Annotated in this window: 18 protein-coding genes and 1 other RNA gene; 2 read left to right on the top strand and 17 right to left on the bottom strand. The window is 40.1% G+C overall.

The genetic code is table 11. From position 1 onward, the window contains the following. Positions 1-102: 102 nt before the first annotated feature. From IGJ14_RS06345 to IGJ14_RS06315, 7 genes are all read right to left on the bottom strand, one after another. Positions 103-777, bottom strand: coding sequence for an HD domain-containing protein (locus IGJ14_RS06345; RefSeq protein WP_019723503.1), 675 nt, complete (start codon positions 775-777; stop codon positions 103-105). A gap of 30 nt (positions 778-807) precedes the next feature. Continuing rightward, positions 808-2,310 (bottom strand): carboxypeptidase M32, encoded by a 1,503-nt coding sequence (locus IGJ14_RS06340; RefSeq protein ID WP_019723504.1) that lies wholly within the window; start codon positions 2,308-2,310, stop codon positions 808-810. Between the two features lie 63 nt (positions 2,311-2,373). Beyond that, on the bottom strand, positions 2,374-2,838 hold the full coding sequence (locus IGJ14_RS06335) for an ASCH domain-containing protein (protein WP_019723505.1): 465 nt from the start codon (positions 2,836-2,838) through the stop codon (positions 2,374-2,376). 81 nt (positions 2,839-2,919) lie between these two features. Beyond that, a complete protein-coding gene (locus IGJ14_RS06330; RefSeq protein ID WP_010735544.1) occupies positions 2,920-4,089 on the bottom strand; it encodes a THUMP domain-containing class I SAM-dependent RNA methyltransferase in 1,170 nt (389 codons plus the stop codon). 294 nt (positions 4,090-4,383) lie between these two features. After that, positions 4,384-4,755: RNase P RNA component class B (rnpB, locus tag IGJ14_RS06325), an RNA gene on the bottom strand. A gap of 18 nt (positions 4,756-4,773) precedes the next feature. Next, on the bottom strand, positions 4,774-5,187 hold the full coding sequence (gpsB, locus tag IGJ14_RS06320) for a cell division regulator GpsB (protein WP_010735545.1): 414 nt from the start codon (positions 5,185-5,187) through the stop codon (positions 4,774-4,776). 89 nt (positions 5,188-5,276) lie between these two features. Then, on the bottom strand, positions 5,277-5,816 hold the full coding sequence (locus tag IGJ14_RS06315; protein WP_108145990.1) for a DUF1273 domain-containing protein: 540 nt from the start codon (positions 5,814-5,816) through the stop codon (positions 5,277-5,279). 64 nt (positions 5,817-5,880) lie between these two features. Here IGJ14_RS06315 and recU point away from each other — a divergent pair, with 64 nt between their 5' ends. Then, entirely contained in the window at positions 5,881-6,522 is a 642-nt protein-coding gene (recU, locus tag IGJ14_RS06310) for a Holliday junction resolvase RecU (protein WP_019724058.1), read from the top strand. Further along, the gene (locus IGJ14_RS06305) at positions 6,512-8,902 is read left to right on the top strand and encodes a PBP1A family penicillin-binding protein (protein WP_019724059.1); all 2,391 of its coding nucleotides are present in this window, start codon (positions 6,512-6,514) and stop codon (positions 8,900-8,902) included. Before recU ends, IGJ14_RS06305 begins: the two co-directional genes overlap by 11 nt. Before the next feature lie 87 nt (positions 8,903-8,989). Here the strand turns inward: IGJ14_RS06305 and IGJ14_RS06300 are convergent, their stop codons facing one another. From IGJ14_RS06300 to IGJ14_RS06255, 10 genes are all read right to left on the bottom strand, one after another. Next, positions 8,990-9,361 (bottom strand): LPXTG cell wall anchor domain-containing protein, encoded by a 372-nt coding sequence (locus IGJ14_RS06300; RefSeq protein ID WP_019724060.1) that lies wholly within the window; start codon positions 9,359-9,361, stop codon positions 8,990-8,992. 5 nt (positions 9,362-9,366) lie between these two features. Further along, a complete protein-coding gene (locus IGJ14_RS06295) occupies positions 9,367-9,930 on the bottom strand; it encodes a hypothetical protein (protein WP_019724061.1) in 564 nt (187 codons plus the stop codon). Between the two features lie 24 nt (positions 9,931-9,954). Next, positions 9,955-10,479 (bottom strand): hypothetical protein, encoded by a 525-nt coding sequence (locus IGJ14_RS06290; RefSeq protein ID WP_019724062.1) that lies wholly within the window; start codon positions 10,477-10,479, stop codon positions 9,955-9,957. 54 nt (positions 10,480-10,533) lie between these two features. Next, positions 10,534-13,494 carry a BspA family leucine-rich repeat surface protein gene (locus tag IGJ14_RS06285; RefSeq protein ID WP_195339259.1) on the bottom strand — a complete coding sequence of 987 codons (2,961 nt, stop codon included), beginning with the start codon at positions 13,492-13,494 and terminating at the stop codon, positions 10,534-10,536. 147 nt (positions 13,495-13,641) lie between these two features. After that, the gene (locus IGJ14_RS06280; RefSeq protein ID WP_019723726.1) at positions 13,642-14,832 is read right to left on the bottom strand and encodes a hypothetical protein; all 1,191 of its coding nucleotides are present in this window, start codon (positions 14,830-14,832) and stop codon (positions 13,642-13,644) included. A gap of 67 nt (positions 14,833-14,899) precedes the next feature. Further along, positions 14,900-15,073: a hypothetical protein gene (locus tag IGJ14_RS06275; protein WP_019723727.1), complete on the bottom strand. Its 174-nt coding sequence runs from the start codon at positions 15,071-15,073 to the stop codon at positions 14,900-14,902. Between the two features lie 46 nt (positions 15,074-15,119). Continuing rightward, the gene (locus IGJ14_RS06270) at positions 15,120-15,680 is read right to left on the bottom strand and encodes a hypothetical protein (RefSeq protein WP_019723728.1); all 561 of its coding nucleotides are present in this window, start codon (positions 15,678-15,680) and stop codon (positions 15,120-15,122) included. Between the two features lie 31 nt (positions 15,681-15,711). Continuing rightward, positions 15,712-17,880 (bottom strand): MucBP domain-containing protein, encoded by a 2,169-nt coding sequence (locus IGJ14_RS06265; protein ID WP_430608410.1) that lies wholly within the window; start codon positions 17,878-17,880, stop codon positions 15,712-15,714. A gap of 20 nt (positions 17,881-17,900) precedes the next feature. Then, on the bottom strand, positions 17,901-22,223 hold the full coding sequence (locus tag IGJ14_RS06260) for a hypothetical protein (RefSeq protein WP_195475906.1): 4,323 nt from the start codon (positions 22,221-22,223) through the stop codon (positions 17,901-17,903). A gap of 39 nt (positions 22,224-22,262) precedes the next feature. Beyond that, complete coding sequence (locus tag IGJ14_RS06255; protein ID WP_019724402.1) at positions 22,263-23,192, bottom strand: hypothetical protein; 930 nt, start codon at positions 23,190-23,192, stop codon at positions 22,263-22,265. Positions 23,193-23,201: the final 9 nt, after the last annotated feature.

Here is a 23,201-nt window from a genome sequence, read left to right as displayed (position 1 = left end):
TTGTGGATGACGCCTTATTTTACGAAGAACTTCCTTCTGTTTACGCCGTTTATTTATTTTAGATGGCGCGAGAGGTCGAATGGCTCAGACATGTCGATTTAATTATCGGTTACGCCAAGTTTGTGCATCAAGTGAATTCTCGCCCACAAACCATTCTTTGTAGAACTCCTCTAGAAATTCACGCATGAACACTTCACGTCGTTTTGCTTCTTGTTTCGCATACTCCGTATTCATTTGGTCTGGCAATAACAACAATTTTTCATAAAAATGATTGATGACTGTCGAGCCTTTACGATACTCTTGTTTGTTCGTATAATTGATTGGCTGGATAAGTGGGTCAAAAATCGGATGCCCCTTATGTCCTCCATAATATGCCGTACGTAAGATACCCATTGCACCTAATGCCTCTAAGCGATCTGCATCCTGTACGATCTTGCCTTCTAAGGATAATTCGACGTTATCAGACAAACTTTTTGAAAAAGACATATTTTCGATGATATGAAAGATTTGATGAATCTCTGATTCTGCCACTCCGATGTTTGCCAAAAAGACTCTGAGTCCTTCTTTCACTTGCCCTTCATCTTCGACCACTTTATCATCGATCGTATCATGTAGATATGCCGCTGCCAGCGTGATAAAAGGATCGGCTTGCGGTAGTGTCTCAAGGACTTGTCGGGAAAGTTCGACTACTCGATTCGTATGGTCCACCCCATGTCCTGAACGATCCAAAGACAATTGTGCCATGCTATAATTAGCAATTTCATTTAATTTATCCACTGCCGCTTTCACCTTCTATTTGAGAATTTTTTAGACTTCTTCAACACCATAAACGCTAAAGTAAAGTTTTCGCATAAAATCGATCAAGTACTGCGGATTCAATACTTCTCCTGTCGCATCTTGAATCAATTGATTTGGTTTTCTTGATGCACCGTACTGATGGATTTTTTCTGTCATCCACTCTTTGATCGGTGAGGAATCATCAGAAGCCAAAATCTCATCAACAGCGATATCTTTTTTCATTGCATGTAATAATTGTGCAGCATACATGAATCCTAACGCATAAGATGGGAAGTAACCAAAACTTGCACCTGACCAATGGACATCTTGTAAGATTCCTTCTAAATCGTTTGTTGGACGGATACCTAAATACTCTTCATATTTTTGGTTCCATACTTCTGGTAATTTCTCAACTTCTAACCCTTCATTGAACATCATTTTTTCGATCTCATAACGTATAATGATGTGTAATGGATACGTCAAACTATCTGCTTCAATCCGAATCAAACTTGCTTTTGTATACTGTAATGAACGATAGAAATCATCAAAAGAAATATCATCAAAGGTTCCTTCAGCACACTCTTGGAAGAATGGGTACTGTTTTTCCCAGAAACTACGATTGCTGCCGACAATGATTTCATTGAAAAGTGATTGCGACTCATGGATGCCCATCGAAGTACCTTCACCAACTGGTGTATACGTATATTTTTCATCAATATTTTGTTCATACATCCCGTGTCCGGCTTCATGAATTACTCCAAACGTTGCCATTTTGAAGTCCTCTTCATTCCAACGTGTCGTGATGCGGACATCATTACGATTAATCCCGATCATAAATGGATGGATCGTGTCATCTAAGCGACCTCGTGAAAAATCATACCCTAACTGTTTGATCACACCGACTACAAAACGTTTTTGTTGTTCCTTCGTCATTTTACGTGAAAGAAAATCCGTCTCTGGCGCTGTTCCTTTTTCCACTAAGGCTTGGCGGATGGACATAATGCCCTCTTTGACTTGAGCAAATACTTGATCTAAGATCTCAACTGTCATTCCTGGTTCGTATTTATTCAACAGAACATCATAATCCGTTTTTTCCTCTTTACGCCAATATGGGATCAACTGTTTTGTGATCTTGATGTTCTCAGATAACGCGGATTCAAAATCAGCAAATTGTTTTGATTCACGCGATTCTTGCCATTTTGTGTGGGCTTTAGAAGTCGCAGAAGTTAATGCAATCATCAATTCTTCCGGTACTTTATGCTCTAATTCATAGTCTTCTTTGACTTTCTCAAAAACCGTTTTTCCGACTTCAGACAACTCGTCAGGGTGCGCAGAGAAGTATTCGATTGCTTCTGCGATTTTCGGTCCGACTTTTTTTGAGAAGTATAGCCCATATAAATAACTGTTGACTTCACTGCGTTCTTCACTTGATTTTTCTGGCATGCCTGTTTGGATATCCCAGTCCAATACTGTTAACGCTTGACTCATTAAATCGATTTCTTTTACTTCTTTCAAAAATTCCTTTTCATTCATCCAAAAATCCTCCAACTTATCCTAGTTATCATTTATCCAATAGTTATCGCTCACTTACATTTACTACATTTCTTTTGCGTTGATTAATTCAAACCGTTCAACAGCAAGGGGCATCTCTTCATAAAATTCTTTTCCAATTTGGGGCATTAACTCCCTAAAAAATTTTTTATGAACTTTATACCAGTAATCATAGCTCAAATCACCCTCACCTTCAGCACGGGCAATTTCTTCTGTTACTTCATTCATTGGCATTATCGTCATATCTGTATATTTTATGATGCCTACAGATTCGTCTTTACTATTTAAAACAATGGTATAACTGCCGATTTTAGACAACGGGTCTTCATCGTAATACAGGCATTCATCGTATGATGAACATGACGCCGTTTTGATCCCCTTTAAAATCAAGTCTGCCAACTCATCTGCCATCGGTGTCCCTTCCCAACCCCACTGCTCTGCCGTAACATTTGTTGGAGGGAGTTCACCTTGCCAAAATTCTTTCCAATACTTTTTTGCTTGTTCATTCATTTTGAATTCCTCCAAAAATCATAGGGTCAAAGGTCTTAAAGTCCCAACCATGGTTTTTAGGTGTCCATACTTATATCCTAGTTATTCGTTTTCAGTCCGTTCTTTTCTTGGTGGACGAGTTCCCCAATATTGGAACAGATCTGTGCGCAATGCACCATTATATAATTTACGTTTTTTTGTTGCTTTTTGTCCGTAAAATTCTTCAAATGCCAAATCACTTGTCAAGATGTACTTACTCCACGTTTTCAATGGTCGGAAGACCTCACCCATTTCTTTGTAGAGACGACGAACGGATTCTTCTTCACCTAAGCGTTCACCATAAGGGGGATTAGCAACGATCACGCCGTATTCTTTTTCCGTTTTGAAGTCCTTCACTGCCCGTTGTTGGAAAGTGATGGAATCTCCTAAACCGATCTCTTCCGCATTGGCTCTGGCGATACCGATCAATTGACCATTGATATCAGACCCAGTGATATCTAATTCGATATCATAATCTGCCTGTTCTTCTGCTGCTGCACGAACTTTTTCCATGATAGCCGGATCGAACCAATCCCACGTCTCACACACAAATTCACGATTGAAACCAGGGGCGATATTATGACCGATCAGTGCAGCTTCGATACACAGTGTTCCTGAACCACAAACGGGATCATAAAACGGACGATCTTTACGCCAGTTCGTCAACATCACTAAAGCTGCTGCCATATTTTCTTTTAATGGGGCACCACCTTTTTCTAAGCGATAACCGCGTTTGAACAAACTTGGACCAGTTGTATCAAGGGTCACTAACACATGATCTTTCAGTAAAGCAACTTCTAGTTGGAAATGTGCACCGGTTTCTGTCAATGGCACAGTAGACGGACGATGATAATACGTACGTAGTCTTTCAACAATTGCTTTCTTAGTGATAGCTTGACAGTCTGGTGTACTATAAAGTGTCGATTTGATCGATTTTCCTGCAACAGGGAAAGAGGCGTCTAATGGAAGGTAATCTTCCCATGGTAACGCTTTGACTTGCTCGAATAATTCATCAAACGTACGGGCATCAAATTCACCCACGACGATCTTGATACGATCTGCTGTACGTAACCATAGATTTGTTGTAGCGATCGTTTCCATCGTTCCTTTGAAACGCGCACGACCATTTTCGACTTGGCACTCGATGCCAAGATCTCTAAGTTCTTTTCCTACTAATGCTTCTAGCCCGCTTGCCGCTGTCGCTATTAAATTGAATTCTCTATTTTTATCCATTGTACTCTCCTTATCAATCAAAAAAGAGGCATGACATTCGTCCTCTATAATCAAACAAATGGTGTGGCAGAAGCAGCCCTTAGAAAATAAGCAACAACACCCAAAAATACGATAAGCTATTTTCGTATGTTGCTGCTTAATTCTTGGAGCTGTGCGCTTCCGTCACACCCTCTTCTAAATCCCCTACATCCGATCTTTTTTATGTGAAAACGCCAGACGTAGGAAAAAGCTATTGTTAGTACTGATTTTGTAGGCTGTTATTCGCCTATCGATTTATTCCCTGAAGATGTGGTTTTCTATAAGCCATGTTCTGTACTTTGTTTTTCCAGGGAGAAAAAACAAAGCGGTAACCATCTATCTGCAGATCAACTGCCCTTTTGTCTCGTTCTGATTCCCCGACAAAAAGCGCCCCTACCGTTGTTTGGGTTGCTCGCTCGAGGGGTTTACCGCGTTCCACCGAACAAGTTTCCTCGTTCGCTTCGTCACTGTGGCACTTTCAAGGATACTGAAGCATAGCCGAAACCTTAGCTTGTTTTCCTGCCGTTACTCTAAAAAGAGTACCTTAGCTTATTTTTTCGCTAAGCACGAACACTACAGGCATCACAGCCTGTGCGAGCATGGACTTTCCTCAGTCTGGTCAAAGCCAGACCGCGATTACCCGAAAACCACAAATCGATTCATTGCTTAAAACTGACGTGTTGCTTCGTTGTCATGTTCGTTTGTTGTTGTATAGTTGTTTGGATTAGGTGTTACTGGTGGTACATTTCCTGCTTGTGCATCTAATTTTTTACCAAATACTTCACGTTCAAGATTTGATAGACGTTTTAAAATATCAAAATTCGTTACTGCCGCACTTTTCGGAGTTTCTGTTTGTTGTGCACGACTTGGAGCTGCTCCTTGGTTTTTCGATAATTGAGCGACTTTTGCACTTAATTTATCGTTTTCTTCTTGTAAAGCAAGGAGTTGTTTGCTGTAATTCTCATAATCTTTGATAATATTGTCTAAGAATTCGTCCACTTCTATCGGATCATATCCGCGCATTTTTGTTTTGAATTCTTGTTGTAAAATGTCTTTAGGACTATAAATCAAATTCGCCATATTTACACCTCTAGTTCTCATTTACGTATTAACGTTTCTACTTTTTTATTGTATCGGAAAAGACTTGATAAATCAAACACTATATTATTTTATTCACTAAAATTTTGCAAATCATCCATGCTGACGGTTCGAATCTCATAAGGATGACTCCCTTGATATTTTTGTGCATCCTTAAAAAAATAGTCTGTTTTTCCAGGATATTCTGGATCATAAATCAATAGTGTCCCATCTGTATGTTGTAGAATAAATTGGGTATGATTTCTTAGTTGACTTGGTGATTGATAGGGTTGGTGACTCACCGACTCACGATAGTCAGAAAGCTGTTCTACCAGCCTTTTCTTTTCCTGATTGTTCTCATTCCAACCATTACCAAACTCTGTAAACGGATAAATGATCCCAAGCTTCAATTCTGGATAATCCGTCTTCATTTCAGCGACGACTTCACCTGCCCATAATTCGACGCCTAAGTTCCCACTGATGATCACCCATTCCAATCCTTCTTCTACCAATTGGGTCAATTCATTTTTTAAAACTTTTTTAATAACTGTCATTTTAGGGTCATTATCTTTGAATATGCCTAATTCAAAACTGCGATAACCAGAGATATACATTACTTTTATTGTATCCATTCCAGTTTCCTTTTCTTTCTCTGTGCTTTTTTGCTATAATGTGGCCTAGGAGAGTGATTCGATCATGGTTTTACGCTATCCAAATGGCCGTCCTTATATCAAGGATGCCTCGTCCAAAGAAAAAAAACAAGTAAAAAGGAACCCACATACGGAGTTTGGCAATCGCGGGATGCGATTTGAAGAAGCCATCAATGAAAGCAACGAGTATTATCTGGCACATCAAATGGCCGTTATCCATAAAAAGCCAACACCGGTTCAAATCGTAAAAGTTGACTACCCTCGACGTAGTGCCGCTGTCATTAAAGAAGCTTATTTTACTCAAGCTTCCACAACTGATTATAACGGTGTCTATCGAGGTTTCTATTTGGATTTTGAAGCAAAAGAGACAAAAAACAAAACTTCATTTCCATTTAAAAATTTCCATCCCCATCAAATCTCACATATGGAAGCTTGTCTAAAACAAGGAGGAATCTGTTTTGTCCTTTTATGGTTTTCTACCTTACAGCGTTGTTTTTATTTAGATAGTACACATTTAGTCCATTATTGGCACGAACAACAGACACAAGGAAGGAAATCCTTGCCGCTTTCATTGATCGAAAAATTAGGAATCGAGATTCCAAGTGGCTTTGCCCCTCGTGTTCCATACTTGCAAGCAATCGACCAGTACCTAGAATCTAATGAAGGAGAACCAAAGAATGCCAACTAATCAAACGAGATCTTCTAAAAGAAGCACCTCCTCTTCTTCTCCAAAGAAAAGAGGAAAACAATCAACGAAAAAAGGCACTGGAAAAGATCGAAAAGGATTGATCACACGTATTCTTTTAATTGGTCTTTCCTTGATCTGTGTCGCTTTTCTCGCAGGGGTCGGACTTTTTTGGTTTTATGCCAAAGATGCGCCTGCTTTGACAGACGAAAAACTGGATGCAACAGTTTCGTCAAAACTTTATACGAAAGATGGCGAGTTATTTGAGGATCTAGGGGCGGAAAAAAGAGAGAAAATTTCTGCCAACGAACTGCCAAAGACACTTGAAGATGCCATCGTTTCAGTCGAAGACCGAAGATTTTACAAACATATCGGTGTCGACCCTGTTCGGATCATCGGTGCCGCATTATCCAACTTTACATCTGGTGGTTTACAGGGTGGTAGTACATTGACTCAGCAGCTGATCAAGCTCTCTTTCTTCTCAACTAGTACCGAAGACCAAACAATCAGACGTAAAGCCCAAGAAGCTTGGATGGCTGTCAGACTGGAACAAACGAAATCAAAACAAGAGATATTGACCTATTATGTCAATAAAGTCTATATGTCTAACGGTCTTTATGGCATGGAAACAGCGGCTCAATCTTACTTTGGAAAAACATTAAGCGAATTGAATTTACCGCAAACCGCGCTTTTAGCAGGAATGCCTCAAGCACCGTCAGCTTATGATCCTTACCAGTTTCCAGAGCAAGCAAAAAAACGTCGTGACACTGTCTTGTACACGATGCTCCAAAACGAAAAAATCTCTCAAACAGAGTACGATACAGCGATCAACACACCGATCACGGATGGGTTACAAGAATTAACCCAAGAAGACACTAATACACGGATCGTCGACAATTATGTCAAAGAGGTCATCAATGAAGTCCATGCTAAAACAGACAAGAATGTCTATACCGATGGCTTAGATATTTATACGAACTTAGACTTGAATGCCCAAAAACACTTATATGATGTAGTGAATACAGATCAATACGTTGCATATCCAGATGATCAAATGCAAGTTGCCACTACGTTGATCGATGTCAATACTGGACAAGTCACCGCGCAGATCGGTGGAAGAAACATTCCGGATGATGTCTCTTTAGGTAATAACTTAGCTGTTAATACCTCTCGTGACTTTGGTTCAACCATGAAACCGATCACTGATTACGCGCCAGCATTTGAAGAATTGAACTATTCTACTGGTAAATTGATCGCCGACGCACCTTACAATTATGAAGGAACTTCTATTCCTGTTTCGAACTGGGACAACCGTTACATGGGAATGGTCACCTTGCGCCAAGCGTTATACCTTTCAAGAAACGTCCCGGCAGTCAAGCTCTTCAATGAAGTTGGCGCAGATAAAGTCGCAGAATTCTTGAGTAGCTTAGGGATCGAATATAGCACGATCCATCAGTCAAATGCGATTTCAAGTAATACTGAACAACAAGATGGTACAAAATACGGTGCTTCTTCTGAAAAAATGGCCGCAGCATACGCTGCCTTAGCAAACGGTGGCACTTACTATAAACCACAATACGTTAATCGGATCGTTTTCCAAGATGGTACTGAAGAAACATTTGAACCAGAAGGAACAAGAGCGATGTCTGAAGAAACAGCGTATATGGTTACTGACATCTTGAAAGATACGATTACTCGCGGAACCGGTACGAATGCCGCAATCCCAGGGTTGATCCAAGCAGGTAAAACAGGAACATCTAATTATACGGACGAGGAATATGCTAAGTTAGGTACCTCAACGGGCGTTTATCCAGATATTTTATTTGCTGGTTACACACCGAATTATGCCATTTCTGTGTGGACGGGATACAATGATAAAATGACTCCGATCACTTCCACTGGAACAGATGTAGCTTCAGATGTTTATCGCGAATTGATGAAATTTGTCTCTGCAAATGTGACAAATACGGATTGGACGATGCCTAACGGACTGTACCGTTCTGGTGGTGAATTATTCTTTAGAAATGCATCATCATCTGGCAATTCAAACGCTACGGTGCCGTCAACGACGATTCCTTCTTCATCTGCGGTCGTCCCTGTAACTCCTGTTCCAGATTCTTCAACGAGCGAAACTGTTCCTGAGACTTCTACAAGCTCAACGACTGAACCTAGTAGCTCTGAACAGTCGACACCACCAAGTAGTGAACCAACTGAACCAAGTAGTGAGCCTTCTACAGAACCACCAGCATCTTCTAGCGAAGAAGCACCACCTGAATCCTCTGCTACGCCGCCAAGTTCTGAAGATACAAATGCTGCTGGTGGTGACAGCGGGACACGAACTGCACCTTCTACTCGAGCTTCGTCTAGAAACAGTAGTGATTGACCATAGAAAAAAGCCATCCTCTGCGGATGGCTTTTTTGTTTACTCGTTTTCTGTCATTTTTCAACGCTCATTTCCTTACTAGATCGATCATTTTAAGTATTCAATAGGATAGTTTCGTTTTCTAGAAAACAAAACTACTCCCCCAGAAATACCAATCAACAGATAACCTAAGAAAACAATTCGTTGATTTACTACTGTTCCTGTTTCGGGTAGATTTTTTCGAGTGATCGCAGAAAGATCAGCGACTAGTGTCTGATGCTTGTTTGCTTCTTTTGTTTCTTCAACAGTCGATCCAATCGTACCAGATACTCTGATATTATGAGTGGATTGCACCTCTTCTGCCTTGACTATGGTGGAAAAGGATAAGCTAATAATAAGAAGTATGTGTAGCACCGATAAAACTTGCCATTTTTTACTTCTATACTTCCTCATCTTACTATCTGATAGTAAATTTTCCATTTGCTTTATTCCTCTACTGCAAAATTCAATACTAGTTTAAAGCTCGGATTACTTTCTACGGAAGCATTTCTCGGTGTCGCATCCCCACTAAATCGGAAGTTACCGACTGTATGATTCCCCTCATTACCAGATAAGGTGAATAAAGGCGTAGCTGTAACTGTCGAAACTCCTTTGTTGAATAATTCGATCGTATTGATCATTAGTCGATCTACTTCGCTCATTTCTTTGACTTCTGTCACATTTGAGACGGAAGCCCGCACACTTAGCGCAGAATGGTTCGTCACGTGATAAGCCGGAGAAGTAATCTTTTTATGCTCAGATTCTTCTGTTGTCCGGAAAATAGCTGTCGTCGGTAGGGTCACATTGATCCATTGATCGAGATTTTCTGGATTTGGACCAGGCTTTGTATTATCAAATTCACCGATGATCCCCTTTATAGTGATATCTCCAGAAGTTGCGCCTTCTCGCCCATCGATGGTTTGGACTGGACTAGCAAAAGCGGTAATTCCACTAATACATACTCCTGTAATTGTTAGAATACTTAACACTAATTTTGTTGCTTTTTTCATTTAGGTAGCCTCACTTAAATTGGATTAATTTTTTATCAATATACTGATTTCTGCTTCGGTTACGCCTTGCTTTTCTTTGGTTTCTGGATCATAGATATTGACTGTCGCTGTTGCTGGATATTCTCCTTTTTCTAAAGGTCGTTTCAAATACACCGCTTCAATCAATTGATTGGGATAAATCGCGCCAGAAGAATAAATCACTTCTTTCGTATCATTGATCGTGATATCGACCGCAATCGGATAAACATTCGTGCCAGGATTGACGATTTCGATCGATCCACGACTTCTGCCATTTTCGAAAACTGCTTCTGGGTTGATCTGCAAGGTGAAATAATTTGCATCTGCTAGTTCTTGCGCACGCTCAGAAATCCGTTGATCACTCGCATCACTGATTTCAGGTAACAAATCCGCGCTGATAACTGGAATGGGTTCTTTGTGACCAAACCAATACCAACTAGCAACAGCCATCATTATTAAAGAAACAAACAATAATAAGACACCGTTCTTCCGTCGTTTCTTTTGTTGATTCCTTCGTTTTGTTTTACTCATTGGTTGAACGTCTCCTAGTCATTATCATTCTTTTATCTCGTACATCTATGCCCGCTATCTGGGAACAAATCGTAAAATCATACGATAGGTGGGAACGAATGAATCTTGATAATAGCCCCCTTGTTCATTGTCACTTTCCGAGATCCACTTAGGATATGGCCCATAAAACCGACCGGTCAAATGGAAAGGGACACTTGAGTATGGTGCAACTTGTGCCAAGCGTTGTTCACTTCTTCGTCCATATAAAGAAATTTTGGTTTCATTAGACATCAACTGTAATTCCAATAGTGATTGTTTGATATCAGAGAATTTTTTCGGTCGTCCTTCTTGCAATGGCGCGTGATCTAAAGGATTTTCATCCTCTCTTAACAAGGTGACCCCTGCATCATCTTCAACAATGAACTGATTCACATACGTATCAACAGAAAGATCTGAATGATTACGGATCTCGTAATCTGGACTAACAAATTCACGATTAGTTTCCTCGCCTTGGTAGAGGGATTCGAACACCATTTTCGTCGGTATGGAAACTTTTAGATGATGGATCTTCGAGCTAACATCAATGCCTATTGTAAACTGATAGGCTTTGTTCCCTACTTGAAATGTAGCAAAATACGTGCCATCGTCCACTTCATCCTTGGTTAAATCCGTAGCTACGATTTTAATTTCCTGACTGCGATCGTCCTGTGTCAAAGCATCGTGTGCTGTTGCCTGACTTTCCTTCAGAATCAATTCATGGAGTTCTGCTTCACTGGTTAATGCCTCTAACTTCTTACGTTCTAATGTGAAGTGATTTGCAGTGTAGTCGATCCCTTTGATTACCTTTTCTTCAATCGTCAAATCACCAGTTGTTTCGACGGATGGTTTAGCAACAGCGAGTGTTACCTGTGTATCTGTTGCTAAACGCTCATTTTCTGCCAAGGGTATCTCAAACTGTCGTATTCGTTGATCTGCATCTTGGTAATCTCCCCACTTGATCCTCGGTGATTCTTTAGTTACACTGACTGTTTGTCCCGTTGTATTTTGGTAAGTGATTGTTCGACTATCCGTTACTTCTGTCATCCAACCAGTGATTGCTGTTGATTGGTCACTTAATGGCTCTAATGCTGCCACTAATTCTTCCGGACGAGAACGTTCCCATACATAAGTTCCTGGATGATTTCCGTCATAATTTGCCATAAATTCGTTTGAATTCTCAAACGCGATTGTTCGAACTGAACTATCCAAACTTTCTTCAAGCACCCATCGGCCTGTATATTCAGTTGTAGATGTGATCCTTGGTAACCTGGTACCTTCAATCACTGTTTCTTTTCCTAATTTAAGAGATGAAAGTCTCCAAGTATTAGAGAACATGCCCCTAATATCTTTATTTTTTGTGTCCCAATTACTCAAATCTAATTCAGTTAGTGAAGAGGAAGACATAAATAAATTCGTCATACTGGTCACATTCTCAACATTCCATTGACTGACATCAATGTCCGCCAAGTTGTATGTCCAAGCAAATGCGTGGCTCATATTCGTCACATTAGACACATTCCATTGACTGACATCTAACTTTATTAAATTGCTCATCCATGCAAATGTGTGACTCATGCTAGTTACATTAGACACATCCCATTGACTAATATTGAGCTCTTTTAGTGCTGTTGTACTTGCAAACATTCTGCTCATATTCGTAACTCCGGATGTATTGAACTTTCCTGCATCTTCAATACTTTTCAACTGATTTAACTCGTAAAATAAAGATGCGCTATTTTCTGGTAAAAATACTTCATTGATGACACGAATAGTTTCAACTTCTGAGTGAACTTTCCATGGCGCTTGCGAGACCGATCCAGCGATTCCACCATACAAATGGATCGTTTTCGTTGCCTCGTCGTATTCCCAAGGGACGGTTCCCCATAACTCCTGACTCTTCCGATAGATATAGGTGACTATCTGCTCATTATTCGTGAAAACCCCTGTTGCATTTTCCGGTGCAACAAGCAATTCCCACCCTTCGATTTCTTTTGCTTCTGTACGATATGCTTCTCCGCTAAATCCCGTTAAAATATCGCTTTGAGCTAACTCATTCCCCTCTTCGTCCACATACCTTACGACGACACTGCCTTGTTGCAAGCGTTCATAATTGGCTTGGACGCTCACAGGTCCCGTACCCATTCGTAAACTGGTATTCGCCAGATTACTATTCGTTATGGTTGCACCATTTTGGGTTCGAAACTGCCAATTGACAAACCGGTACCCGACAGCTGGATTCGCATTCAAATTGATGGTTGCTCCTTGGGCAGCGGATGAAGCTGAAACCCTAGGATTGCCACCAATCGTTGGATTTGCCTGCACACTCACACTATGGGTGATTTGTTCGTAGACTGCTCGAATGGACGAATCTCCTGTCCCCATCGTAATGGATGTACTTTGACTCGTTCGGTTTGCAATAGTCGCGTTTCCAGAAACAGGCTCCCATTGAACAAAGCGATATCCATTCGAAACGTTGGCATGGATCGTGGTCGTTTCACCTTGTGCCAGTATTGTTTGATCCGCTCTTGGATTTCCTCCAGCATTTGGAGAAGATTGGAAAGTTAAATTGTAAACCCTCTCATATATTGCTCGTATCGTTATCGTCTCATGCACTGGTGGTCCTATAGGGCCACCAGTAGAGATAGTAAGACTTGTTGTTTCAGCATTTAGATTGCCTATCGAAGCATTCCATCCGTTGATTAGCTCCCATCGAACGAAACGAAACCCTTGGTTCGGATTTGCACTGATAGTGTAAAATAAACTTCCCCATGGCGGATTTACATGAGGCATAGAACTAGGTCTACCACCTTCTGAAGGACTTGTTTCAAATGTGATTGTTGCATTTCTCTCTACTCCTAAACTTGGATCATTTTGGCTTTCGGGTGCAGGTTCACTAGTTTCTGATCCATAGGCAAAATGAAAAGGTAGATGGGTCAAAAGAATCACTAATACGGTTATTAAGATGATTATTTTTTTACTATTTATTTTGCTTTTCATTGGTACTCCTTAACTTTTAGCTGTTGCAACAAGCGAATATTCTTTCTTTGTTAGAGTTCTTATAAATTAACAAGGTGACTATTCATCAGACAATTAATCATTGATATCTCTAATCGATAAAATTTTTATCGATTAGAGATACTTTTTTTATGCGCGTTGCTCTTTAGGGGAAGAACTACGCAATTTCTCTGAACTCTTGCGTTGCATGATTTCTGCTGATTTGCTTATGCTTGCTTCCATTTTGTTTTGCAGTTTACTAGGACCAGGAATACTTGTAGCCAAGGAAGGCGATAACGTTTTTTGAGTAAGTCTTCGTTGCTTCACTTCATGAGAAGTCCCTGTACGTTCACTAACATTGAATAAGTTTTCTGCTTTTGTGAGATCGCCTTTCATAGCTAGTGATCGAGCTTCTCTTATAATATTCAATTCGTTTTTTAATTCATGGATCTGATTTTTTAATTGACGATATTTTTCGCGATTAAAAATATACTTACTAAAAAAATTGATTCGCTGTTTTTTACTTTGTAATTCGGCTAATTCATTTTGTTTCGTGTTGACTTTCATACTGTATTTCTCTAAATTATGATTTTTTACAATTGTATCTTTCAATTCATGGATTTTTTCAATAGCGGAATGAGTATCTCGATGGTAGCCTTGGTCTTCTTTCCAGGTTTCGATAAAATTTCCGAGTGCTAGTTCACTTTGTTTTTCATTTTTCTTAAACCTGCCATAGAAACCCGCGTCATTAAAACTATTTTTCATCTTCAGGTCATATCTTTTTTTATGCATGTCGATATTCTCACCTAATTCCTTGATGTTTTTTTCATCCTTTGATGAATCATACTGAAATTTATACTCCTCAAAAAAATTAGATAGTTTTTCAAATTGTTGATCCAGATCGTGGTGGATCATTTTTTGGACATTTTTTAAATCTGTTTTGACGATCGTTGAGTCCCTATTCGCTTGCCCAGCTATGCCTGTTTTGTCTGTAAGTTCATGACTCTTAGCTGATTTGAGACGTTCAGTTTCTCTTTCTCTGATCAACTGTGTTTTCTCCGCTTCTAATTTTTCATAGCGGGGATCACTCATATCTTTGATACGGTTTATTTGCGCTTGTTTCTCTGAAATTTTTTCCGTTAATTGCTGAATCTTTTCAGGATTAGATTTTACTTCAGTTGTTCTCAAGGTGCTTGATGAAGCAGTCGGCTGTATTTGATCTTGTACAGCGTTTTGTTGTAGCAACTCATTTTTCATTGCTACTAAACGATCGAGTTCAGGATCATTGATATCTTTTATGCGTGCAATTTTTTGGTTTAATTTTACGAGTTGTTCATCCATTATCATTCCTACTTTCTTAAAGAAATCCTTTATCTGTCTTCGCGATATTATTTATGAACAAAATGACTTATTTCCTATTTTTCTTTTGTAACGAACGTTTGAATCCCTCTGACGATCGAACACTCTCCAAATAAACGCGTTCTTGCTCTCTCTTGTTTTCTTCTATCCTTTTCATTGTTTGGATTCGCTTAGTCTCACGACCGATTCTTCGTTGTTCATCACTCATACGCTCATGTTCCATTCTTTCTCCTCCAATCAGGATGGCTCCAATTGATCATGAGAATTCCTTATGATCTTTGTAATGACGGTCTTCTTGTTAACTGATTATTTTTTGATAACTGATTGATTTTATTACTTTTACTGATTGCCTCTTTTTTTACTGTGGCAAAGCTCAATTTTTTGATTTTAGCAACGGATTGTTGTTTTGCCGCTTTCACTGTTTTGACTTCGGCAGATTTGATTCTTCGTTGAGAGGATGTTGCACTGATACCTAGTGTTTTTATACTTTTTAAAAGATCAACCTTCATGAAGTTCGTCCCTAATTTGTATAAAAACTGAAAAAGGTTCCGATTGGTTTTTGTTGCGATATTTTTTACAACAGGCGCTTTTTCTTTCGCAGCTTCCAGCTTGACAGGTTGTTTTTTAGCTGCCTTCGTCTTATTAGCAGATACTTCTAAAGGTGATTGCTCTTTTTCTTTCTTTTTTGTGATTCTATTTTTGATCATCTTCGTCACTTTGACGACAAATCGTCCTAAATATTTTAGTCCCATAAAACCAAATTTAGGCGTTTTCAAGGATGTTTTTTGTAGCATTTTTACCTCTGGATCTGGCTGTTCATTGGTGATCATCGAACTCCTCCTTTAAATCAAATGTTTGGTATCATTTATTTTTACATTTAGTTCGCTTTTTTAGTTGTTTCCAAAAGACAAATGCAACGATTGACGTCCCTACTACAGTTAAGGAAATTCCTGCTTGACTATTCAATCTTGGTAGCGAACGCTTCTCTTCTTTTCTTCTGATTGCGACCCCATCATTCTTTTTAGTTGAAGTTTTTTTGTCAGTTGTTTGGTCCACCGGTTTTGTTTCAGGGTGCTTATCCTTATTGTCATTAGGTTTGTCTTCCTCTGGTCTCGGCTGCTCCTCATTTCTAACATAGACGAAATTTATCTCTTGCTCCTCATCTGTAAATACACCTGTAGGTTGGCCGATGGTTTCTTTTACTTCCCAACCAGCTATTTGCATTGGCTCTGCCTTAAAAGCTTCTCCCCAACGTCCAAGTAGAATGTCCATTCGATTTTTTTCAGGCGCTTCCTCAAAAATGTGGTTGACGACTACTTGACCGCCAACTTTACGCTCGTATTGGATCGTTACCGTTTGTGCTTGTTCTGTCACTATCACTTCTGGCAACTCACCTTTTACTTGCCAACCCGCTTCTGTTCGTGGCATCAATTCAAAACGATCACCGACATTCCCGACATCTGTAATCACTTCGTTCGTATTCATAGAAGATTCGCCAATGAATTCATGATTGACGGTGATGGCACCTCCAGGTTTTCGCTCGTATTGGATCGTCACCGTTTGTGCTTGTTCTGTCACTATCACTTCTGGCAACTCACCTTTTACTTGCCAACCCGCTTCTGTTCGTGGCATCAATTCAAAACGATCACCGACATTCCCGACATCTGTAATCACTTCGTTCGTATTCATAGAAGAATCGCCAATGAATTCATGATTGACGGTGATGGCACCTCCAGGTTTTCGCTCGTATTGGATCGTCACCGTTTGTGCTTGTTCTGTCACTATCACTTCTGGCAACTCACCTTTTACTTGCCAACCCGCTTCTGTTCGTGGCGTCAATTCAAAACGATCACCGACATTCCCGACATCTGTAATCACTTCGTTCGTATTCATAGAAGAATCGCCAATGAATTCATGATTGACGGTGATGGCACCTCCAGGTTTTCGCTCGTATTGGATCGTCACCGTTTGTGCTTGTTCTGTCACTATCACTTCTGGCAACTCACCTTTTACTTGCCAACCCGCTTCTGTTCTAGGTGTCAATTCAAATCGATCGCCCACATTCCCCACGTTTGTGAATCGTGCACTGCTATTCATACTTGAAGCACCGATAAATTCGTGGTTCACCGTGATCGCTCCGCCCACCGTTGGATTCTTTGTATAGACAAATTCAACAAGTCTTTCCGGACCAGCTGCCATCTGACCGGAAGCACTTGCGCTTCCAGATGATAATCTGCTGAAGGTATATCCCGGAATGACTGGAGGTGTATACGCATAGTTTTGACCAACCTCCATTTGTTCTACCAGTGGAGCTCGGAGTTCATTACCTTCCTCATCGATATATCTCACTTTGATTGAATTTTTTGTTCGCAGTGACAATGTGCCTAAATTAAGATTAGTAAGTGTGATACCCCCTACATTAATCGGGTTGTTTCCAAAAAAATCAGCAGTTGTTGGATCAATTGCCCATGTATCTAAATAAAGCGAACTCAAGTTAAGATTGATTGAGTTAGTATGACCATTTGTCGCACTCACCTGTGACCTAGTAACTGTCACATCAACTCTTGTATGATTTCCCGTAGTCGGACCAACTACCCTGCTAATAGTCACTCCCGAAGGAAGATTTGTCGCGGTCACCTCGCCTATGCTAAAATTACCTAGCAGATTTGGTGACTTTCCATAACGCATCTGAGTATAAAAGTAATTGGGTACAGGCGTATTTCCACTCTTACCTCCCGTAAGTGCTGGAATCCAACCACCTCGATCTGTTACAAGGGCATAGGTAGGAATATTAATCGAAAAACTTACACTATCCCCCACATCAACCCCTAAAGAACCATCTACTTGTGGTGTAGCACTGATCTGTTGAGAGATTGCGTTTTCTCCTTCGTCATACAACCATGCACTTAAGCTCTTTCCTTGATGGATCTCATCGAGCATATAATCATTAAAAGTAGCATAAACACTCACTGGAAAATGTAAGAGCAACAAGATGACGCTAAATATGCTCATTAGTTTGATTTTATTCATTGAATCTCTCTCCGTATTCTTTATTTTTCAAAAGATATTTGACCTTTCAGTAGGGGCTTACCACTGGCATTATTACTCTTCGAAATTGCTTTTTGTTTGATTGAATCAAATGCCTCTTTGACGGCCGGCTGACGATTGATTCCCTTATTTTGTTCAGTAATCTGTGGATTTCTTTCAGATTTTGTATTATCCAACCGATGTCTTGCGGCTTCACCTAATTGATTCGTCGCACGGTTTTCACGTGATGACTGTGAGGGTGGCTCATGAATATCCGCTTTCACATGAAGTGTTTCATGGGTATTGAACGAATTCGACCGACTTGAACGATTCGATTCATTTGGGGTTTTGTTTTCTGTCTCTTGACCATAGACCCATGCATATGGACTTTTTTCCATTGACTTCGTTTCATTACTAGCGAGTTTTATGCCATCTTCTTTTGATCCAGCACTTTTTATTGACGAATTATCATGGGCAGATGCACGATCATCCTTATCCAATTTTTCATAGGCTTTATCAAAATTCTTATCTACCTCTAAAGAATTTTTTTCGATTGTTTCTTTTTGTGTTGTCGTTTCTAATGTTTGATCTTCTTTTTTATAAAACTTTCTTTGTAGTGCATGCAGTCCTTTACTCAAGGCAGTCACACCAAAGGAAACCCCAAGTGCCATTGCAATAACTGAAGTTACTTTGTACATAAATAACGGAGTTGAGGTGGCTATCGTAAATATATATGGTGCTATTACTGGTGTCAGTGCGATACCAATTCCTGCTACAACTATCCCAACACCAAAGATGATGGCGAGAGATTTCCAATTTCTTTTAAGATAACCTTTTACAGATTTGTCTTTTTCTGAATTTTCAGGACTGTCTTTTTCTGATGAGTGATTCTGTTGTTTTGTTTTTGCTGTTTCTTTCTCATGAGCGGCAGTTTCTCTTTGAATCGATTTTTCTTTTGGATCAATCACTCGATCTTCTAAGTTTCTCTGTCGACTTCGTTCTGCCTGGCGATAGTTTTGTATTCTAGAACGAAGTTTACGGATATAGTTGATGAGTTTTGGCCCATAAACGGCAGCCAAAATAGTCCCGTAAATAAACAGAGTTAGTGGTAGTCCATACATAGCAAGGTAGGCTGGAACGATGCCTAAAATGCCAGTTACCCACATACTGATCAACGGCCAAGATGCTAATGGTAGTAAGTTCAACAAAAGTCTTCCGATTTGAATCGCTCGGCTTTTTTTTGTATGGATTTTCTTTTTTTCTGTAAGCGGTCCTGACTCTGGCAATTCTATATTGTCATCCATAAAATCGGTTTCTGTAGCTTTATCCGTTTTTCCTGAAGCATTTTCATTTAAGCCAAAAGTATCACTACTCGCGTCTATTCCAAGTTTATCTAAAGAATCAGTTGTGTTTTCCGACTGTTTTTTATCCATTCCTCGAGTGACTATACTCGCTTCATCCAGTTTTGTTGGTTTCGGTTCCCCACCTTCACTCATCTGATTTCTCATTTGGCTATTTTGAGTGTCTGAGGAAGATTCCTCTACTGATGCGTGGGAACTATCTGTTTGAGTATCTGTTTGATTATTTGTCTGGGTATTTGTTTCAGGTGGTACTTTTTCTTCTGGATTAAATTTGAGTTTATCAGCTAACAATTCACGGATTTTTTTCGTATTACCAGCAGCGATATCTGTTAGATCTGTTTGATCAGCAGAGTGAACAGTAGGTTGGTTGCTTGTTTCTTTTCTATGATCTAGCTGATCGGCTATAACCGTTTCTTCCGATTTTGGACCATCACTACTTGTTCCAGCAGGATTTTCAAATTGGTTTTGGCGTTGACGAAATCTTTCATTAGCCAATCCATTTTGTTTTTGCTGGAATGTTTCGTTAGAATCACTAGCTTCAGTTTCTCTCCCAGTTCTGGACTCGTACTGTCTTCGCATCGCTTTAACTCGTCCCGTGGATTCTGGTGCTGGTCGCTCATCACGAAGAGCATTCGCATTTTCGAACTGATCTCTCGCTGCTCTCACTCGTCCCGTGGATTCTGGTGCTGGTCGCTCATCACGAAGATTACTCGCTTTTTCGAACTGTTCCCTCGCTGCCCTCACTCGTCCCGTGGATTCTGGAACTGGGCGCTCATCACGAAGGGTATTCGCATTTTCGAACCGTTCTCTCGCTGCTCTCACTCGTCCCGTGGATTCTGGAACTGGGCGCTCATCACGAAGGGCATTCGCATTTTCGAACCGTTCTCTTGCTTCTCTCACTAGTCCCGTGGATTCTGGTGCTGGTCGCTCATCACGAAGATTACTCGCTTTTTCGAACTGTTCCCTCGCTGCCCTCACTCGTCCCGTGGATTCTGGAACTGGTCGCTCATCACGAAGGGCATTCGCACTTTCAAACTGGTCCCTTGCTGCCTTCACTCGTCCCGTGGATTCTGGTGCTGGTCGCTCATCACGAAGATTACTCGCTTTTTCGAACTGTTCCCTCGCTGCCCTCACTCGTCCCGTGGATTCTGGAACTGGTCGCTCATCACGAAGGGCATTCGCACTTTCAAACTGGTCCCTTGCTGCCTTCACTCGTCCCGTGGATTCTGATGCAAGGTGGTTATCACTTTTTACACTGGAATTTTCGAATCGAGTGCGACGGTTTTGTAATTCTTCGTTCGTCATGTCGGTTTGATTCGATTTTGTTTCGTTTGCAGCTGCTGAATCATTCGTATGAACTGCGCTTCCGTTTCCTTTACGTACGATTTCGCTACTGCCATGCATGGTGGTAGCTCTTTGATAAGAAGTTCCTTGATGTTCACTTTCTCCACGACCCTTTTTCTTAGAAAACGCTGGTTCATTGCTTGTACTAGTCAGGTTTTCGAAACGAGCACGACGGTTTTGAAATTCTCCGTCAGTCCTACCAGCTCGACTCAATTCTGCATTGTTTGTCCTTAACGAGTCATTGTTATCTATCCTACTAGCTTGATCTTCTTGCACTAGCTCACTACTTCGTTGCTGCCTAGGTGGATTTTGATAAGCAACTGTCTGATAATTATCCGGTTCGCTTTGAGTTGTTCTCTCTCTGACTGGTGGTTCATTACTTGGTCCAGGCATATTGCCAAATTGATCTCGCCGTCTTTGAAATTCTTCGTTTGCCCTACCAGTTTGACTCCATTCTGCATTGTTTGTCCTTAATGAGTCATTGTTATCTGCCCTACTAGCTTGAGCTTCTTGCACTAGCTCACTACTTCGTTGCTGCCTAGGTGGATTTTGATAAGTAGCTGTCTGATAATTATCCGTTTCGCTTTGAGTTGTTCTCTTTATGACTGGTGGTTCGTTACTTGGTCCAGATAGATTGCCAAATTGATCTCGCCGTCTTTGAAATTCTTCGTTCGTCATGCCGGTTTGCTCCGGCTCCGCTTTATTTGTGGGTGATGATTCATTCGTATAGACTGTGCTTTCATTTCCTCTACGCACAAATTCGCTAGTACCTTTTAATGGCGGAGCTTTTTGATAGGATGATGTTCCTTCATCTCTTTGGTTCTGTCGATCTGACGGTTGATTTTGCCTATTTTGAACATTCGGTGAATCATTCGTTTGCGAGGTTCTCCATCTAGACGACTTTCGACTTTCTGATGGTGAATGATCATTTGATGTATGATTCAGACCTTCATAGTATTGTCGCAATCGATTGACTGTTCCTGATGGTACTTCAGCTGAATGTGGTTCTTTATTATAAGAACGTTCTTTTTCAAATCGTTCTTTTAAATCACTCACTCTAAGCCTTTCTTGGTGTTCTTCTTTTGTATATTGATTCGTCGTGTGAACAGGATTTACGTGCATCGAGACATTCTCTTTGATCTGATCATTGGATAAAGATTGTTGTTTTAAGTTAGGTTTCTTATTGAGTGATGCTTGTTCTGCAAATCTTCTTTCTTGTTCAGCCACTAATTTAGGACTTACTAATTCTTCAGATGCTTGTAATTGTGTGTGTGACGTCAAATTAGGTGTCGCATCTTTTGTCCTTGTTTCTTGTTTACGTATATTTTCTTTTAAGACGATCATCCGCGATTTATAAATCGAGAATCTCAAGGCATTGTATTCTGATGGATCAATGTCTTGGAGCATTCTTTCAAATGATTGTTTTAAATCATTGGTCTTTTCTTCGTTCACTTCTTTTCTTGAAGAAATCAAGTCTAGAACGAAGTGGAATTCTTCTCTCAAGGTTTCAGGGTTGCTATCCAATATTGCTTTTGCTTGAAACTCATTGAATACTTTTTCTTCATAAGGTTTTACTGATTTTACTGAAATATCTTTGTTTATATATTCTTTAAGATAGTCTTCAAATTTTTTATAAAACATCGGTCTCCTCCATTCAATGAAGAATTTTTTCAGAGTCGATTAACCATTCAAGCGATTTTCAAGTAAATGATCTAAAGATGAATTATTTTCTCTAAAAACTCCCGTTTGAGTTAACCGCACGGCTTGATGTGGTTTTTCGTAATTATTTACCCATAAAAACATTCCTGGGAGGGAATTCATGCGATAACCAAATTGTGTTTCCTCTAATGTGATTTCAAATTTTTTAACTGCTGAATGTTCATCTGTGATTGATAGTTCTAACACACATGACGTCTCAGTAATATCTTCAGAAATGACTCGATAGTAAAAAGTTCGACTTATTTCGTCTCCGTCATCCACTTTTCGTTGGACAAATGTATCTTCTGTGAAATCAATCAACACTTGACTATTCATCGTCGTACCTGTCCAACTACCTTGAAGTAACACGTCATTCCATTTCTGACTGATCATCTCGTTCACTTCATCACCACCAGAATCCATCATTTCTTTTGCTTTCTCCATCAATTCAACACTTGGATAGAAATAGGTAGTGTCCCCCTCATTGTCTTCATAAAAGAAGATCGTTTCCCCTAGCCTGGTCATCAGCTCAAAAGTCACTTCCTTCTCGTCTTTATCGGTCAACACAAGTTTTGTATCCACCAAACGATAATGACCGGTTGAGAGCCAGGTAGTACTCTGATAGGTCCCATCATTTTTTAATTCTAAGACCATGCCATCCGCTCGATCAGAATACCAAATTCCCCGATAGACTAAAGCTTCGTTTTTTTCCACTAAATTTAGGTCCTCTTTTTTTTGCTCGTTTACAGACAAAGGTTGACTATTGGTGGTAGATCCTAAATTTTCATTCGTATTGCGATGAAAAAATAGCGTGTAAAAAATAAAACTGAACATTGCGATGAAAATGCCGACAGCTATAAACACGATTCTTTTTCCTTCTTTTGACTCAACTATATTTTTTATTTGCTTCATCGTTCATCC

The sequence above is a fragment of the Enterococcus sp. DIV1304_2 genome (assembly GCF_050555445.1).
In the GTDB taxonomy this organism is placed as follows: domain Bacteria; phylum Bacillota; class Bacilli; order Lactobacillales; family Enterococcaceae; genus Enterococcus_B; species Enterococcus_B pernyi.
Note: the sequence above shows the minus strand (reverse complement) of the source record. Positions and strands in the feature narration are given on the sequence as shown.